Genomic DNA, 16,198 nt, shown 5'->3' on the forward strand with positions numbered 1-16,198 from the left:
ACCCCCTGCACACCCCCATCACGGCACGGAGCCCGACTTGTACTTCACCGATCGCGGCATCGAGGAGCTGGAGAAGCGGCGCGGCGAGGAGGAGGTCACCTTCGAGTGGCTCGCCGAGCAGCTGCGCACCTTCGTCGACCTGAACCCGGACTTCGAGGTCCCGGTGGAACGCCTGGCCACCTGGCTGGCCCGGCTGGACGACGAGGACGAGGACGAGGAGTGATCCTCCGGGTCCGGGCGACGGCCTGACGGCCCTGCCCGGACCCGCCCCGTACTGGCCGGTTCCGTCCGCCGCCGCAGCGGCCCGGACCGGTGCACGAGCAATTCCATCGGCTCGGGCGCCGCTACCCGGCACCATGGGTCCGGTGAAGGAGCTACCTCCCGGCCTGCCGCCGGCGGACTCCCGCACATGGCACAGCCGCCGATGGCGGGATCCGTTGGGATACCTGCGCGTGCGCTCCTTGGCGAACCCCCACTGGTCCGGGACGTGCCGTGGCTGATCGCACGGTTGCGACGCGAGCGCTCGGCCACCCTCCCCGCGGATCGCGACCTCTACGACGAAGCGATCGCCGCGGCGCAGGGCTACGCGCGCACGCGCCGGCAGACGCCGGAGGCCGAACGCGCATGGGACCAGCTCCCCAGCGCACAAAAGGAGCCGCCCACCTACCGGAGGTACTCGGCGGGCGGGCGGCCGTTCAAGGTGCGCTCGGCGCAGGCGGCGCCAGGGCCGCCGAGACAGGATCAGACCGGGTGCCCCGGCCGGGACGGGCCCGACCGGAGCTACTGCTCAGGAGCCGACGAGCTGTCGGGGGTCGTCCAGCCATGCGTACTGGCCGGACCCGTCGACCGTGACGCCGAAGCGGGTGATGTGCGGCCGTCCTCGCACCTCGTACCACGTGTACGCCGCAGTCACCTCCGCCCAGAGATCGCGCGGTCCCCACGAGCGGACGGCGTCCTCCTCCCACCAGTCGCCGTAGCGGACGATCGTTGCCGAGGTGCCAGCCTCGTCCACGAACTGGACCTGCCGGTCGTCGCCCTCCCCGCGGTGTGAGTAGGAGACGTCCGGGACCTGGAGGCCGATGGCGAAATCCTGGAGGTAGCCGGCCCCCAGAACCTGAGCGGGATCGATCGGCGACTTCCGGCTGGTCGAATCGTCCGGAACCTGGAGGTCGACAGTCGGCCGCTCGGAGCGGATCCACATGTACGAGGACTCGCCGATGAAGGCTCCCTGCGCCTTCGTTCCCAAGGTGTCGACGCGGAGCCGCAGGAGCCCCGAGTTGCTGTAGGCCGTCCCGAACGGGGTGAGGATCACCCCGCTCCGCCTGGACTGCTCGATCCAGGCGTACGGAACGCGCCGCAGGGACGCCGTGTTGATGATCCGGCTGAACGGCTCCCCGCCGGGGACGCCTTCGAGCCCGTCCCCGACGATGAGCTCCGGGTCGTAGCCGGCCGCCTTGAGGTTCGCGGCGCCCGCACGTGCAAGCTCGTCATCCACCTCGATGGCGACCACCCGATCCGAGCCGACGCGCTCACACAGCAGGGCCGTGTGGTAGCCGGATGCGTAGCCGATCTCCAGGACGCGGGACCGTGGTGTGAGGTCCAAGTGCTGGAGCTTCCGCATGACGATGTCCAGGGCTGACACGGAGGACGTGAAGTCACCCGCGCTGGGGCCGGGTGTCACGTCGCCGTCGTCTAGCTGGGTGACGACCGACTGGTGAGGGTTCCAGACGGCGTGGCGCCAGACGTCCGGCTCCTCGTCGCGGTCCACGAAGGTCCAGAGGCCTTCGGCGTCCCGGACCGGGAGCCAGACGGCTCCCGGGACGAACGCTTCGCGGTCGACCTTGTCGAAGGCCTCGGCCAGCCATGGCTCGCGCAGTAACCCTGCTGTCACCAGGGCCTCGCGGCAGATGTCCCGGTTCACTTCTTACCCGGCGGCGGCGGGGGCGGGGTGGAAGGCTGGGGTGTCGGCCGGCTCCCGTCCGGGCTCGACGGCTGGGACGGCGGCGTCCACGGCTTGTCTTGCGGTGGTCCGGCGTGCTTGCCCATCAGGGTCTCCAATCGGTTCGGTGTGCAGGATGCCCGCTCCCCGGTGGGGCGGGAGGTCAGAGGGTGTCGACGATCTCGTCGAGCACGGCGCGAGCAGCGACGAGGAGTGGCGCCACCTCGCTGATCCGGGCGATCAGGCCCTCCTCCGTGCGGGTGTGCTGCCAGCAGCTCACCGGGTCGTGGTGGACGCCCCACCCGTAGCGGCAGAGGCTGCAGTCGGCCATGAGACCGCCGTACTTGATCGCGATCGGAGCCGGCAGGCCGCACCCGGTGCAGCGCGCCTGCGCCCGCGTGCACTCCCCGTCGGGGTGCGCGTCGGACACCTCGGCCGACGGGCGATCCGGGCAGCCCGTCACCTCGCCGCCCCCTCGGCAAGCCGTGCCCCGCCCACCCGGACGAGCAGCTGAACGGCGGCGACCCGGCAGAAGTACGCCCCCGGGCCCGGGAGCGAGGCCCAGTAGAGGGGCCGGCCGGGAACGGGCCGGTCCCGGCCTAGTTCGGGCACCCCGAGGTGGGTGCCGTGGCCGAGGCACTCGACTGCGCTCCGGGTCCTCCAGCACTCCGCCGTACCCGGCTCAACGAGCGCGTAGCGGTTCCTGCCGCGCGAGTCGTGGATCAAGGGCCCTTCCAGGGCCAGGGTCAGCGCGAGGTCCACGACACGCTCGTCACTGCTCTCCGCGGCCGCGCGGGCCAGCGGGTCCGGGATCCGTACGGCCTCGAAACGGGCCCCGAGCGGCAGTACGGCGACACCGTGCTCCCACCACGCGGCATGCGCCGCCGCGGGATCGGCGAGGCTGCTGGCGTACCAGTCGGCCGTCTTCTTCCAGGACACGGAGGCTCCCTACGGTCGTCAGCGGGTGATGACACGAGCGTAGGAATCAGAGCTCGCCCCACGAAGTGACCCCCAGTACGGGTACTTTGGTGACATTTCGCAGGCGGGAGAGTGTCGTGGGCGCACCGGTGGATCCCACCCCGACCCCCGGTCAGGGAACCCGGCAACGGGGTCGCGGCGGCGTGGTGTCCGGCTACGTTTTTCGGTTGGTCCGGGAGCATCTGGGTCACACGCAGGATTCTCTGTCCGAAGCCTTCGGGGTCTCCGTGGACACGGTGGCGGGTTGGGAGTCGGGGAGGCGGCCGCTGACCTCGTTGGCGGTGGGGCAGATGCTGGCGCATCGCCACCGGCTCATGCGCATGGGTGCGAGTACGGCGTTGCTCCTCGCCCTGGAGAAGGCACTGGAGGCGGATCTCCTCCTGGCGAACGTACTCACCGACGACGTGCCCATAGGTCACAGCCCCCTGGGTACCTGGGTCCTGCAACGCGACCTCGTCGAGGTACTGGTCTGGCCCTTGAACGGGGTGGCCCCCGAGCCGATGCGCGCCCACGTGGCCCTCGGCAGGCCACGCCGCGGCCCCAGCCCCGACGGACCCGCGCTATCGGCGGACGACCGGCGACGGTTCTTCCGGCGCATCCGCCGAACTGCGGAAGAAGCCCGCTCGGGCGAGTTCCTGCTCCGCCGTCAGGCTCTCTACCTGGCCGGTTACGACGATGCACCGGACACCGCTGCCTGGCTCGCGCAGCAGCAGCGAGCGGAGCGTCCGCAGGACTGGCTCACCCGCTGGCTGGCGGCGCGCTCCGTGGCCGCCGTCGCCGCCCGCCAGGGCGACCGAGACCCCATGCGGCACTTCATCTCCACCACGCTGGACGACGAGGCGGGCGAGGCGGCCAATCTGAACTACTGGGCCTACTGGCTCGGCGAGAGCCCTCACCTCCAGCTCTCCGACGACTTCATAGCCGCACCCGGACGCGGGACCTGGCACGGCCACAGAGTGTTCCAGCACCTCGTGAAAGGCCTCGCGCCCGAGCAGGGCTTCCTCGATCTGAACATTCACACCCTGTGGGCCCTACTCGCCGCGCGCCCCACCCTCCTGAGCTCCGCCGCCGGGCGGACCCTCCGGGACCGGCTGCCCATGTTGTTGGATGGCACCGGGCCCTCGCCGCACGCGCGTCGGGAGCTGGAAGGCATTCGGTACGCGATCCGCCTCGCCGAGGCATGAAGGAGAGACACAGTGGCTGACGACCTGTCCGCGGTGGCCGGTTTCCTCTACGAGGCGGGAACGCTCAAGCACACGCGCCGCACGGGCTGGTGGATGGCCGGCGTCAACGACCCGGAGAGCGTCGCCGAGCACTCCTGGCGCACGTCGCTCATCGCGTCCATCATCGCGAAGCTGGAAGGCGCCGACCCCGCGCGGGCGGCCTTCCTCGCCGTGTGGCACGACACCCAGGAGACCCGTACCGGGGACGTGAACCACCTCGGGAAGAAGTACGCGACCAACGCCGACCCGGGCACGGTGACTGCCGATCAGACCCTCGGCATGCCGGAGCGGCTCGCCTCGACGATTCAAGAGCTTGTCGCCGAGTACGAGGCCAAGGACTCGCCGGAGGCCGTCTGCGCCCGCGACGCGGACAAGTTGGAGTGCATGCTCCAGGGCATCGAGTACAAGGCCCAGGGACACGCCCACGCCCAGCGGTGGATCGACAACAGCAGGGCCCGCCTGACGACGGAGACCGGGCAGCGGCTGGCCGACGAGCTGCTGGGCCAGGACCCCCTCGACTGGCTGCGGACCGTCCTCGGTGAGACGCCCTGAGGGCGTCCCGCAGAGGGTGCGCACGACACCGGCCCGGCCGCTTCGGGGCGGTCGGGCCGGTGTCGTGTGCGCTCTGAACAGCAGCGCGGGGAGATCCTTCGGGCGCCCCGGCTCAGGCGGCCTTGGTCTCCCAGAAGATGCGGTCGATCTCGGCGATGAGCTCAAGAGCCTTCGCGCCGGTCGCCGGGTCGTTCGACGCCTTGGCGGCCGAGAGGGCCTTCAGGGTGTCGTTGACCAGGGTGTGCAGCTGCGGGTACTTCTCGAAGTGCGGGGGCTTGAAGTAGTCGCTCCACAGCACCGAAACGTGGTGCTTGGCGAGCTCGGCGCGCTGCTCCTTGATGGTGATGGCGCGCGCACGGAAGTCGGCGTCTTCGTTGGCCTGGTACTTCTCCTGCACGGCCTTGACGGACTCGGCCTCGATGCGGGCCTGGGCAGGGTCGTACACGCCGCACGGAAGATCGCAGTGGGCGGAGACCTTCGCCTTGGGGGCGAAGAGGCGGGAAAGCATGGAGTTTGTCCTCCTCGTGATCGTCTTCTCAAGGTGGAGATTACTCGCTGAAGAACCGGATTTCGCGGGCGCCCCCATGGGCTTAGGACAAAAGTCCAGGCGCGCGGCCGGACCGGTGAGCGAACGTACGGGCCCGTGCGGCAGCATGCGGGGGTGACGAGGAGGACACGCATGGTGGAGTTCGGGCGCCCGCGCAAGCGGTTCGGGGTGGCGGAGGTGACGGGGCCGTCGATGGTGCCCACGCTGCTGAACGGGGACCAGCTGGTGGTCCGGTACGGGGCTGCCGTCCGGCCGGGCAACGTGGTCGTGCTGCGCCATCCGCTCCAGCAGGACCTGCTGGTGATCAAGCGCGCGGTGGAGCGGCGGCCGGGCGGCAGCTGGTGGGTGCTCGGCGACAACCCGTACAACGAGACCGGCGACAGCACCGTCTTCGGGCCGGTGCCGGCCGAGCTGGTGCTGGCCACCGCGGTGCTGCGCTTCAGGCCGCGCGAGGAGGATCAGCGTTCACTGAGGGCCCGGCTGTCCTGGGCGGTCTCGGCGCTGCGCCCGCTACGGGCGGACTCCTCGGCCTCCAGCCGCTTGCGGGCCCGGTAGGCGGCCACGTTCGCCCGGGTGGCGCAGCGGTCGGAGCAGTAGCGCCGGGAGCGGTTGGTGGAGGTGTCCAGGTAGGCGTTGCGGCAGGGCGCGGCCTGGCACAGGCCGAGGCGGTCGGGGCCGTGTTCGGTGAGGGCGAAGGCCAGTCCCATGGCGGCCATCGCGGCGTAGCCGGCGGAGGCGTTCGAGGGGTGCTCGGCGAGGTGGATGTGCCAGTCGGGGCGGCCGTCGTCGGCGAGGGTCTCGTGGCCGGACACCTGGGGGCTGACGGGGAACTCCATGAGCAGCGAGTTCAGCAGGTCGACCGCGAGGACCTCGTCGCCGCCGTCGGCGGCCTCGAAGACGGAGCGCAACCGGCCGCGGACGTTGCGGAAGCGGGTGACGTCACCGTCGGTGACGCGGCGCGCCATCTGCTGACTTGCGCCGAACAGGGCGCGGACGGCGTCCACCGAGGTGAGCGCGTCCTTGTTGCGGGCCGGCTCCTCGGTGTTGACCAGGCGCACGGCGAAGTCCGAGTAATGGGCCAGTTCCACTTGTAGTCCTTACGGCTGCGGATTAATGTCTCCGGTAACAGCTGAGACGTCTTCGAGGGTATTACGTATGGAGGGGTTCGGGATGACGGATACGGCGGATACGGCGCATACGACCGAAGCGACGGGCGCGACCGACTGGCAGTCCTGGCAGGACAGCTGGGACCGGCAGCAGGAGTGGTACATGCCCGACCGCGAGGAGCGGTTCCGGGTGATGCTGGACATGGTCGAGGCACTGGTGGGACCCGCCCCCCGGGTGCTGGATCTCGCATGCGGTACGGGAAGTATTACGGACCGCGTCCTCAAGCGGTTCCCGGAAGCCACCAGTACGGGCGTCGATCTCGACCCCGCCCTGTTGACCATCGCCGAAGGGCACTTCGCGGGCGACGCACGCGTCACCTTCGTGACCGCCGACCTCAAGGACCCGAACTGGCGCGCCGCCCTCCCCCACGACGGCTACGACGCGATCCTGACCAGGAAATCCCTCTAAACACACACCCTACTGCGCCGTTGTTGATCTAGTAAGACGAACGCCCGAACAGACGTCTGCCCCGCCTGTCTGCCTCGGAGGAAGCTGACGGGCGGGGCCGAATCAGGGTCTGGGGCGCGTCTAGCGAAGCGACGCGAGGACCCGCGCCCGCAACGTCTCATCCGTGATCGTTTCCACGCTGCGCCACGCGTACCCGCTCACCTCTTCCTCCTGGAGCGTCACGGCCTGATCCCCCTCCAGCCGGAAGAGGTACCGGAAGTCGAAGTGCTGGTGCGCAGGCTCCCCCTTGCTCTCGTTCGCGGGAATCGAGTGCACGTCGATGTGGACCGGGACCGCGTGGACCGGGGAGACACTCAGGGTGATGCCGGTCTCTTCGATCAGCTCACGGAGTGCGGCACCCAACAGATCCGCATCCTCGGGCTCAAGATGGCCCCCCGGAGTCAGCCACTTACCAAGCGCCACGTGCCGAATGAACAGTGCCTGACCCGCGCTGTTGATGACCACGGCCCCAGCTGTGGCGTGGCCCCGGAATTCCTTCCGGCTTGTCACGTCGGCCCCCTGGTCGATCAGCTCGTGAACGACCGCCAGGGCGGACTTCTCCTCGGGGTGCGCGTCGGTGTACTCGGCGAGGGTCGTACGGATGTGGTCTGTAGTGATGGGCATTCGATCACCTGTTGTAGTAGTGGAGCCAAGTAGCCGCGATGGCTTCCCGGTCAGCGGTGGGCACCTCGTACACGGCGGCATCCAGCCCGCCGCGAGCCAGCATGGCCGCGCCCGCGAGGATTTCGGCCTGAACGAGGAAGATGAACGGTCCAACGCTCGCGCCGTGGATGAAGTTGACCGCCTCGCCCCCGTTCAGCAGATAGAAGTAGTGGCCGGTCGTGCTGTAGCGGCTCACGTGCTCGCCGGCGCTGTCGCGGGTGTAGCCCGAGGGCAAGCCGCTCAACTCCAGCTCGTCTTCCGAGCTGGTCACCGTCGCCACGTAGGCCCCGTTCTTAAGCTGCGGGAAGTCCTCGCCGCGCAGAGACAGCGCCCCCGTTGCGCAGAGAACGAGTCCGGCCGTGGCTATGGCTTGGTCTCGGTCCCGGGCCACTTCGAACCCCTGCGACATGGCCTGTGCGCGCCGTACGGGGTCGATGTCGTAGACGATCACCCGTACGCCCTTGACGTGCAGCAGTCGGGCGATGCTGGATCCGAGCTTGCCGAACCCGAGGACCAGGGCCGGGCGCCCGTGCAGGATGTCCCCGCGCTGCCGCAACAGCGCTTCGGCGGAAAACACCACGCTCTGCCCGACGAGGAAGTCTTCCGGGTCCTTGAGCGGCGAGCGAGCCACGGACACGACCGGGCACGGCAGCTTGTCCCGTTCGGCGTAGCGCTTGTGTCCGTTCTCGGTGTCCTCGACCACCCCGAGGACGGTTCCCGAGAACCGTTCACACAGTGCGTCCAGCGATGGCGCGAAGTACCCACCCACGTCGAGCAGAACAACGCGCTCGCCGGCTGCTCTGGTCTCCAGGTACGTCACGGCGGTGTCCGGGTCGCTGAACATGGCACGGGACAGTGCATCGCACGCCACCGTTCGCTCGATCTCTCGGCGAGCGCTCGCGTGGATGGACTTGGGTTTGGGCAGAACGGCCCGCAGGTGCGACACCTTGCCCACGGCCCCGACGAACGCGGGTCGCTCGGGCAACAGGTGAGTGATCAAGAGCGAGGACGGACGCTCGGGCGGCGTGAACGCTTCGGCGACCTTGCCGAAGTACGTGTCGAGCCGTGCACGATCGGCTGTTTCCATGGACACCCTTTCTTGTTGTCGTCGGTCACTGGACGCGCTCCACCACGGCGACTTCCGAGAACTCCCGCACGAACGTCAAATGCCCCGTGCGACCCGTGTGCGCGATGCACATGTCGCTGCACTCGTCCGCGTTCCCTGTCGGCACGGAATGCCAGTCGCAGCCGGGGTTCAGGCATCGCGCGGCCGCAGTGGTCTCGGCGGAAGGGTGGCGGCGTATGCGGAAGCGGGCGAATCGAAGTACCGCGCGCGTACTCATCACATGTCCTGGCATCGCCGACAGGTACAGCGGGGCTCGGCGGTGCTGGCAGGCAGCGGGTTCTGTGGATCACTCGGCACGATGATCTCGGGACCGTAGGTCTTTCCGCTGTCCCGAGATACGCGCAGCGTCATGGCACTACGCCTGGTGGTGTTCGTGTTGTCTCGGCTCACCGCCCCACCCTTCGCCTCTGGCTCTGTCTGACAGAACGCTAGGCAAGGCGCGGGATGCCGGAGGAAGGGTATTCGCGGTTATTCTCGCGGAGTCAAAGACTGTCTTGCCCGCATAAGCATCCGGTGTGCCTCTGCGCCGTAGAGAGCGTTCCTCTCCAGCGCCTCCCACGCACGAACGTGCAGGGCAACGTCTTCCGGATCGTCCAACCACATTTCGGCGTGCCACGTCTCGGTGATCACGAGGTTGTCGTCATGGACCGAGAATCCGACCCCGGCGGGGACGTTCATGTCCGCTTCGAACGGCACGATCCCTACCCTCACGTTCCCCGAGCCGAGCCGCCCCACGATTCGATCAAGCTGCGCCGAGAGCACCGGGGGTGAGCACGGGCGGGCCCTTAGAGCCCCTTCCCAGATGAGGAAGTGAAACGTCCGGCTCTGGTCCGTGAGGATGTCCTGCCGCCCCATGCGCGCCTGCACGGCGGCCTCGATGTCCCTGGGAGCAGTGTGGATCGCCGAGTATCGAGTGAGAACGGCGCGCGCATAGTCGGCAGTCTGAAAAAGCCCGGGTATCAGCGCGGGATCGAAGCTGCGCCGAGAGTGAGTCTTCTGAGCCTGTGCCCAGTGCGCTTCCTGCACGGCGCGATAACCGCCCGCCAACTGTCTGCGCCATGATCGGTACTGCGTCTCCAGCCCGCGCAGTCGGCCGACCAATTCGCCGCTTGCCTCCGGGCTCCCGGTCCCCTCGGCCCACGCCTTGAGATCGGCGACGGTCGGTGTCTGCTTTCCGTTCTCCAGCTTGCTGACCTTGGACTGTCCCCACTCAAGCCGGTCGGCTAGTTCGCGGCCCGTAAGCCCGCCCTCGGTGCGCAGCTCCCGCAGGCGCGCGCCGAGGGACACCCGGGCTTGCTGAAAGTCCGTACTCACTCAGCGGACGGTACCTGAGCCGTGAACTCCTGGTACGGGACTGCGTGGTGCCATGCCGCATCCCGCACCTGGCAGGCCCGCAGCACTTCCGCCGGATCGGTGATCAGCTCCATGCCGATGGTGCGCTCACCCTCAAAGTGGAAGCGCGCCACGGTGCGGGAGTCGAACAGCCAGAAGTCCGAGAGGTTCACGCCGTAGCGTTCGGCATCGTCGCGCCACAGGTGGCGGATGTCCTCGCCGGCTGCCACGTTCGTCCGAGCACAGGAGAGCAGGTACCGCTGACCGGTGGTCGGCGGGTTGTCCACGATCCGTACCCGCTCGAAGCGCTTGCCGCTGTCCACCATGCGCCGGACGTTGGTGAACCACGGATGCCCGACTTCCCCGGCCGTGTCACCGGTCCGCAGGAACTCTTGATAGGACGGCATCGCCTGATCGGACGCGTACCCGCTTCGGGTCTCCAGCCGCCATGCAGTGTGCTCGAACCCGTCGTTGATGAACTCGCTGATCTTCTGTTGCGGCACGAACTCGGGCACGTGCGTGACCTCCCTCGGGGAGAAGTTCGCCAGCAGCGCCCGAGGCACGACCACGAACGCTTCTCCCTCCTTGACGTACTTGAGCTGTGCCACGTCCGCGGGGTCGGTCACCGCATCCCCTTGTACGAGCACTTCCCCAGTGTCCAGGTCCTCATACAGCGTCGGGCAGTCGCCCACTCCGGATGTGCTCCCGAGGACCCGCAGTCGCCTTGCCATGGCTGTTCCCCTCGTCGTCGGACACAACAGCGCAAGCATGATGATCCGGAGGGGCCCCTGTCCGGGGTGATTCTCGATTATTCGCATTCCTGGCCACACGCAGAAAGCCCCCGCACCCGCCGCCCTGTGAAGGGAGACGAGCACGGGGGCTCTCTGGTGGGGCTGGTGTCTGGCCTAGTCCCACACGTCCGAGTCGTCTTCCTCAGAGTCCGGCAGGGTGATGCTGGTGCGGGCGCTCGGCGACAGACCAAGCTCCCGAATGTAGCGCGCGAGCTGCGTGCGGTACTGCCCGGCAATGGTGGCGGAGCCGTTCTTCACGGTCCCGCGCTCGGCGGTCACGATGAGCCCGCGCTCGGAAAGGTCTCGCTCCGCCTGGTCGATGCGAGCGACGCACACGCACAGATCCTTGACCGTCGTGTGGTCCACCTCGCCGATCCCTGCTGCCACTTCCAGGATTGGAACGATCCGGCGCCACTCCTCCGACGCGACTGCACGACAGCGGATGTTCGCTGGCTCGACAACGGGATCAGGCGAGGACTTGAACACCTCAAACCAATCCGGCTCGGCGAGGATGGCTCGCGGAACAACCACCCCCTCTTTGATCGGGGCCTTTGAAGGATTCCCCTCCCGCGCCCGCTGGATGGCGGACTTCGGTCTATATCTGTCGGCCACGCATTCTCCTTCTTCATGATGAACCAAACGCGTCCGCCAAATTCTTCCGCTGCACCGTCGCAAGTTTTTCTGCTCCCCCACGCTCGGGCGTGGGAGGGGTCGGGGGTACCCCCCTGGTCAGAACGGCGGACGCTCGGCCGATTCACGCCGCGAACGCGCTTCCGCGGCGAATCCGCCCGGTTGGTTGCGTGCTGTCTCCCGGTTGTGACATGTCGAACAGAGCGGCCGAAGATGTTTCCACGCGTCTGGGTTTGCCTCCCTACGCGCTATCAACTCGCGTCGGCTGAGAGGGAAATGGTCGGCCACATTCGCGGACTGGCCGCACAACACACACCACGGATTGGCGTACAGGTACGCCCGCCGCGTGCGCTGCCACTGCGTGGTGTAGACAGCGCCACCACGCGAGGCGCGTTCCCTATTCGCCTGTCGCTGGTGTTCCTCACAACGGCCCCCTGCCGTCAACTCGGGGCATCCGGGTATCGGGCAGGGGGTACGGGGCTTACGCGGCATGGGGGCTACTGCGCTGCGTTCTGGATGCGGACGTGGGCCGCTTCGACGGGGAAGCCGAAAGCGACTCGCATAGTGCCCTTGACGGCTACGCGGTCACTCGTGAAGAACACGGACTTGTCAACGTCAAGTCGCGTGTCCGTACGGACAATAGTCAGCAGATCGGCCTGGCTCACGCCATAAACTGTGTCCGGCTGCACGAACGGCGACACGAACACGGGGCGGCCAAGGATCGACCGCCGGCCTTCCATCGTCATGTCCGTGTTCAGGAGACTGCGGTTTGAATTACTCTGGTCCTTCAGCTTAGCGATATCCAGCGCGGTAGAGGCAGTCATGACCCACGCGGTGATATTCCCGCCCGCAGCTTCTGAGACGGAGATGGCCTCCTCGAAAGGGTCGAGGTTCGCATAGACCACGGGGGCATTGACCTTGGAAATACCCTTGAGGGATCCGAGTCCGGCGGGGTTCGGGTCGGTCAGCGCGTTAAGGAATGCCCTATCCACGCTGTTGGCTATCTGGCGCGCGATGGAACGCCCAACCTGTTCCCCGGCGGACGGGGAACTGTCCTCCGCCATTTCGCGGCTGATGACGGTAAGTCCAGCGAACTTGGCGGGGCGAACCTTCTGCTCATCGAACTTCACATCTGACGGAGTGATCTCGGCGCCCTCGGCAACCGCGCCAACAGTCACGTCATCGGCGAGGATCGGAATGCGGTAGATGGTGCTCTCCGTATTGACCACCGTGCCGAGCTTCACTGCGAGAGACAGTTCCTTGACGGGCTTTTCGACGAGAGCCCCGTACTCGTCGGGAAGGATTCCCTGCGCCCCGGGCGTGTTGGTGTAGATGGACATGCGTTTCTCCGTATCGTCTTAGCTTGTTCGGCGTGTTGCCGTATGTGGGGTCTGTTTAGGCGTGTCGGCCGCGCAGAGCAGCGGACCAGTCGGGGGTGTTGTTTTCAGCGTCCGAATTCCTCGCGCCCGCGCCCACGTCACCCCAACTCATTGGACGGTTACCCAGATTGGGGCGCTCGCTCAGCAGACCATCAATGGCAGCGGTGACTTTTTCAGCGCTCACGTCCCCGTCATCTGTGAGTAGATCGGAAAGTTCATGCTTCCCGAGGTCGAACAGGTCGGAAGCAACTTCCAGACGCTTGGATGCATGGTGGTTGATCTCTCGCAGCAGCATGGCGTCAATGCGCTTCTGTGCGACTTCCAGTCGGCTGTGTGCTTCTTCCAGGGCCCGCTTATCGGCTGCGCCAACTTCGCCACTGGCGTCTTCGGATCCAAGCTGTCCGGCGGTGTTCTCGTTGTCCATGTCTTTTCTCGCCACCCCTCGTCGGCACACAGCCGAAAGATCGGGTGACACTCCTTTCGGTAATGCATTTGGGCATGAAAAAGCCCCTGCGTACAGCACGTCAGGGGTTCGTGAGTGATGCTGTGAAGTTGCGGGAGAGGGCTAGACAGTTACCCTTTCCGGGTTCTTGATCAGGGCACGCGCGGCCATTTGCGTGGCGTGGTAAACGTCCGTGCGGCAGTCCGCCGAGCAATACAGGGGGCGACGGCCCCGCCCGACGTAGCGGAGTTCGTTGGAACAGTTCGGGTGCGCGCACGTATCGGGACCCGTGTCCTCGGCTCGCTGTCGCGCGTCGGCCACGAGAGCGAGCGTTGTACGTGCTGCGGCCTGATCGCCGTTCACGGCATCCTGTGCGGCGCTCTCGGCGCGTCGCAGCAGTGCGCAGACCTCTATGTGTCGTGTGGTGTTCATCGTTCCTCACTGGTGCAGGGAGAGGGGCCGCGCGGACCCTCTCACTGGTTGTAGGGGAGCGGGGCTTGCCTGCACCCCCAGCGTCGGCGGTGCCCGAGCTTCGGCCGCCTCCTGGCTCACCGATAGTAGGGACCGAGGGTTGCCCGCAAAACTATTCAGGTCAGACGAATCGGACACCAAGTGTGATGCAGGCAACATTCCAACGCTTCTGAACCGTTAGCGCGGGCCGAGCAGCGGACGGCAAGCAACGGGGGGTGTTGAGGGTGACGGCAGAGACCCCGCTCTCTCTTCTCTCTAGGTTTTTCTTGGCTTCCCCAAAAACAGTCGAAGTTCGACACCCTCAACACCATCTCGCCTCTCGCTGTCCAGCGGTCCGCCGAGGCTGAACCGACGAGGGCCCCTGTATGCCCGCGTGTGGGCAGCAGACAGCACCGCTTCGACGCGTCATGCATCCCAAGCTGAACGAATCACCCTTCTGCTTCCTGTAGGGCGGTAGGGATTCCAGAGGATCGCCAGATCTAGGACATTCGCGACCTGTGATGTCCGTCTCTTCTGCTGCGCGATCCGGCGCAACATCTTCGGTGCACCCCTGCGGGCATAGCAGGCTCCGGCGGTCCAACCCGGCCCGGTCGTGTTGGGCTCGGTTGCCTGGCCGGTTCGCTCTCCCCTTCCAAGCTTTGTAGGGAGGGACGTTCCCCGGGGTGACGCAGGTGACGTTCAAGAGGCTGTTTCTGTTTTTCCCTAGAGAACCAAGAGAAAAGGAGAAACAGGGGTCTGAACGTCACCTGCGTCACCCTGCCGCCCGCTGGACGCTTCCTTGCTGGATCGGGCGGCCCATCCGGGGGACGCTAGTCCGAGGGTGGACCCGCAGGGAGTCCTAGGCGCCTGTCTGCGGGCATGGAAACGCCCCGGCGGTCCACATGGGTCCAGCCGGGGCGTTCGGGCTCAAGTGCTGCTGTCAGTGGCCAGTGGGGGCATCCTCCAGTTCAGCCAACGCGGCTTCCTCCGCGTGTTCTTGCGCCGCTTTACGATTCGCTGCCTGCTGTTCCGGGTCGAGCGCCGTTGCGCGGAACCTGCGCTTGGAGTGGCCAGGGTGAAGCTCTATCCGCACCTCGAACTCCGCGAGGATCTCGCGACGGGCGACGTCGTTAGGAGCGGACAGCCAGTCCTGTTCCACGGTGCGGCCGACCGACATCCAGCGCATCCCCGCCGGGCGCTCCGGAAGCTCCTTCAGTTCGGCGATCTCCCGCGTCATCCGGGCGTACTCGGTCCGGAACCACTCCGTGTCCTCTTCCGACTCGTACAGGCCCGCCTGACGGTCTCCACGGAGCCGCGTACGGTCGGCCTCGATCTCCGCGATTCGCGCGGCGTACCCGGTACCGGGGTCGAACTCCTTGCGCCGGACGTCGTGGGATCCGTACGAGGTGAGGAACCACTCCGTGACGAGCTCGTCCAGCATCGGAATGGACATCGTCGGTGCGGGCTTGCAGTGCGCCGACGTCGGGATGCCCCGGACACGCGCCGAGCAGCCGTACGCGTTGTTCTGCTTGTGGCGGGACGCCACCCACAGTCGATGGCCGCAGGTGCCGCAGAACGCCAGACCGGACAGCAGGTGTTCGCCCTTCGGGGCACGTGTACCCGTCCACTTCGCCGCCGTTTTAACGATCAAGGCGTCTCGGGTCGCGTGGTCCCACAGCGCCGGAGCGATGCGGACGGCATGACCGTCCGGACCGATCACCGGGCGCTCGTCGTGCATCAGGTACCCCAAAGACGCCTCGCTGGTCAGCATCCGCTTGATCGCCTTCGGGTTCCACAGCGTCCCCTTGGGCTGCCGCCCGTACATGACCGATCGGTGATCGGCCGGAGAGAGCACTCCCGCCCGGTTGAGCCGGACGGCCTCCGTGTGGACGGTCACCATGCCCGTCTCGTCGGCGAGGATGCGTTGCGCCACGTCCCGGATGATCAGCGCGGCAACCGGGTCCAGCTCCACGTGATCGACCTTGGCCGCGGGGTGCAGGCGGACGAATTGGTACCCGTACCGGTTCTTCTGCTTGGGCTGTCCGGCCGCACGGGCACGCTTCGTCTCGTCCCGGTTGCGCTTCTGGATGGCGCGCAGCTCCATCTGGGCCCCGAAGGACTCCATGGACAGGCGCATCTCGTCGTTGGGGTCATCCAGGTTCCACGGACCCTCGTGACCGTACGTGATCAACAGACGCCCGGACTCGTGGACCGTGTAGGCCGTGTTCAGTACGTCCCTCTGGTTACGGCCAATCCGGTCAACGGCTGAGCCCGCGATCCCGTCGTACGGGCCCATCTCGTCCCGCAGCCAGGGACCGAGCTTCGGGCGCGCCATCGGGTCAGTGGCGCCCGAGACCTCCCAGTCGTCGGCCCATGCAATGAGGTGGCCCCCTACGGCGGCAACAGCGCTGAGCACCTGGTCCAACTGCTTCTCAGGGCTGTTGGTCGAGTCCTTCAGGCGAGAGAGGCGACGTACCCCCACCAGGCACTTTCCGCATCCGTCGTACTCACTCGTGATCATGCGGTTCATCT

At 67.1% G+C, this 16,198-nt stretch carries 18 protein-coding genes and 1 pseudogene; 5 read left to right on the forward strand and 14 right to left on the reverse strand.

Annotated features, from left to right (window positions below; all coding sequences use genetic code 11):
• Positions 1-37 precede the first annotated feature (37 nt).
• Positions 38-223, forward strand: a complete 186-nt coding sequence (locus OG207_RS15225; protein WP_030190019.1) for a DUF6104 family protein — start codon at positions 38-40, stop codon at positions 221-223.
• A 564-nt stretch (positions 224-787) separates the two neighbouring features.
• Here OG207_RS15225 and OG207_RS15230 read toward each other — a convergent pair.
• The 3 genes from OG207_RS15230 to OG207_RS15240 all read right to left on the reverse strand — a co-directional run bounded on the left by OG207_RS15230 (position 788) and on the right by OG207_RS15240 (position 2,878).
• Entirely contained in the window at positions 788-1,891 is a 1,104-nt protein-coding gene (locus OG207_RS15230) for a protein-L-isoaspartate O-methyltransferase family protein (RefSeq protein ID WP_329099079.1), read from the reverse strand.
• A gap of 211 nt (positions 1,892-2,102) precedes the next feature.
• Complete coding sequence (locus OG207_RS15235) at positions 2,103-2,402, reverse strand: hypothetical protein (RefSeq protein ID WP_329099080.1); 300 nt, start codon at positions 2,400-2,402, stop codon at positions 2,103-2,105.
• A complete protein-coding gene (locus OG207_RS15240; RefSeq protein WP_329099081.1) occupies positions 2,399-2,878 on the reverse strand; it encodes a hypothetical protein in 480 nt (159 codons plus the stop codon). The genes OG207_RS15235 and OG207_RS15240 overlap by 4 nt, the downstream gene beginning before the upstream one ends.
• 128 nt (positions 2,879-3,006) lie before the next feature.
• Between OG207_RS15240 and OG207_RS15245 the strand changes: the two genes are divergently transcribed.
• Positions 3,007-4,101: a helix-turn-helix domain-containing protein gene (locus OG207_RS15245; protein ID WP_443072865.1), complete on the forward strand. Its 1,095-nt coding sequence runs from the start codon at positions 3,007-3,009 to the stop codon at positions 4,099-4,101.
• Positions 4,102-4,113: 12 nt separating this feature from the next.
• Positions 4,114-4,692 (forward strand): HD domain-containing protein, encoded by a 579-nt coding sequence (locus tag OG207_RS15250; protein WP_328788777.1) that lies wholly within the window; start codon positions 4,114-4,116, stop codon positions 4,690-4,692.
• Between the two features lie 112 nt (positions 4,693-4,804).
• Here the strand turns inward: OG207_RS15250 and sodN are convergent, their stop codons facing one another.
• Positions 4,805-5,200, reverse strand: a complete 396-nt coding sequence (sodN, locus tag OG207_RS15255; RefSeq protein WP_030009413.1) for a superoxide dismutase, Ni — start codon at positions 5,198-5,200, stop codon at positions 4,805-4,807.
• Between the two features lie 171 nt (positions 5,201-5,371).
• On the opposite strand from sodN, the gene sodX reads away from it, so the two are divergent.
• Positions 5,372-5,794: a nickel-type superoxide dismutase maturation protease gene (gene sodX / locus OG207_RS15260; RefSeq protein ID WP_329099083.1), complete on the forward strand. Its 423-nt coding sequence runs from the start codon at positions 5,372-5,374 to the stop codon at positions 5,792-5,794.
• On the opposite strand, the gene OG207_RS15265 is transcribed toward sodX, so the two are convergent.
• A complete protein-coding gene (locus OG207_RS15265; protein ID WP_314243938.1) occupies positions 5,698-6,327 on the reverse strand; it encodes a CGNR zinc finger domain-containing protein in 630 nt (209 codons plus the stop codon). The genes sodX and OG207_RS15265 overlap by 97 nt on opposite strands.
• Before the next feature lie 82 nt (positions 6,328-6,409).
• Here OG207_RS15265 and OG207_RS15270 point away from each other — a divergent pair.
• Positions 6,410-6,811, forward strand: a pseudogene (locus tag OG207_RS15270) (class I SAM-dependent methyltransferase); the annotation flags it as partial.
• A gap of 123 nt (positions 6,812-6,934) precedes the next feature.
• Here OG207_RS15270 and OG207_RS15275 read toward each other — a convergent pair.
• The 9 genes from OG207_RS15275 to OG207_RS15315 form a co-directional block, all read right to left on the reverse strand.
• Complete coding sequence (locus tag OG207_RS15275; RefSeq protein WP_329099084.1) at positions 6,935-7,477, reverse strand: NUDIX hydrolase; 543 nt, start codon at positions 7,475-7,477, stop codon at positions 6,935-6,937.
• 4 nt (positions 7,478-7,481) lie between these two features.
• Entirely contained in the window at positions 7,482-8,603 is a 1,122-nt protein-coding gene (locus tag OG207_RS15280) for an adenosylhomocysteinase (RefSeq protein WP_329099085.1), read from the reverse strand.
• A 25-nt stretch (positions 8,604-8,628) separates the two neighbouring features.
• On the reverse strand, positions 8,629-8,859 hold the full coding sequence (locus OG207_RS15285) for a DUF7848 domain-containing protein (RefSeq protein WP_329099086.1): 231 nt from the start codon (positions 8,857-8,859) through the stop codon (positions 8,629-8,631).
• 251 nt (positions 8,860-9,110) lie between these two features.
• A complete protein-coding gene (locus OG207_RS15290) occupies positions 9,111-9,956 on the reverse strand; it encodes a helix-turn-helix domain-containing protein (protein ID WP_329099087.1) in 846 nt (281 codons plus the stop codon).
• On the reverse strand, positions 9,953-10,705 hold the full coding sequence (locus tag OG207_RS15295; RefSeq protein WP_329099088.1) for a DUF6879 family protein: 753 nt from the start codon (positions 10,703-10,705) through the stop codon (positions 9,953-9,955). The genes OG207_RS15290 and OG207_RS15295 overlap by 4 nt, the downstream gene beginning before the upstream one ends.
• A gap of 174 nt (positions 10,706-10,879) precedes the next feature.
• Positions 10,880-11,377, reverse strand: a complete 498-nt coding sequence (locus tag OG207_RS15300) for a phage terminase small subunit P27 family (RefSeq protein ID WP_329099089.1) — start codon at positions 11,375-11,377, stop codon at positions 10,880-10,882.
• A 515-nt stretch (positions 11,378-11,892) separates the two neighbouring features.
• Positions 11,893-12,735 carry a phage major capsid protein gene (locus OG207_RS15305; protein WP_329099090.1) on the reverse strand — a complete coding sequence of 281 codons (843 nt, stop codon included), beginning with the start codon at positions 12,733-12,735 and terminating at the stop codon, positions 11,893-11,895.
• A 55-nt stretch (positions 12,736-12,790) separates the two neighbouring features.
• A complete protein-coding gene (locus tag OG207_RS15310; protein WP_329099091.1) occupies positions 12,791-13,198 on the reverse strand; it encodes a hypothetical protein in 408 nt (135 codons plus the stop codon).
• 1,408 nt (positions 13,199-14,606) lie between these two features.
• Positions 14,607-16,187 carry a recombinase family protein gene (locus OG207_RS15315; RefSeq protein ID WP_329099092.1) on the reverse strand — a complete coding sequence of 527 codons (1,581 nt, stop codon included), beginning with the start codon at positions 16,185-16,187 and terminating at the stop codon, positions 14,607-14,609.
• Positions 16,188-16,198: the final 11 nt, after the last annotated feature.

This window comes from Streptomyces sp. NBC_01439 (assembly GCF_036227605.1).
Classification (GTDB): Bacteria; Actinomycetota; Actinomycetes; order Streptomycetales; family Streptomycetaceae; genus Streptomyces.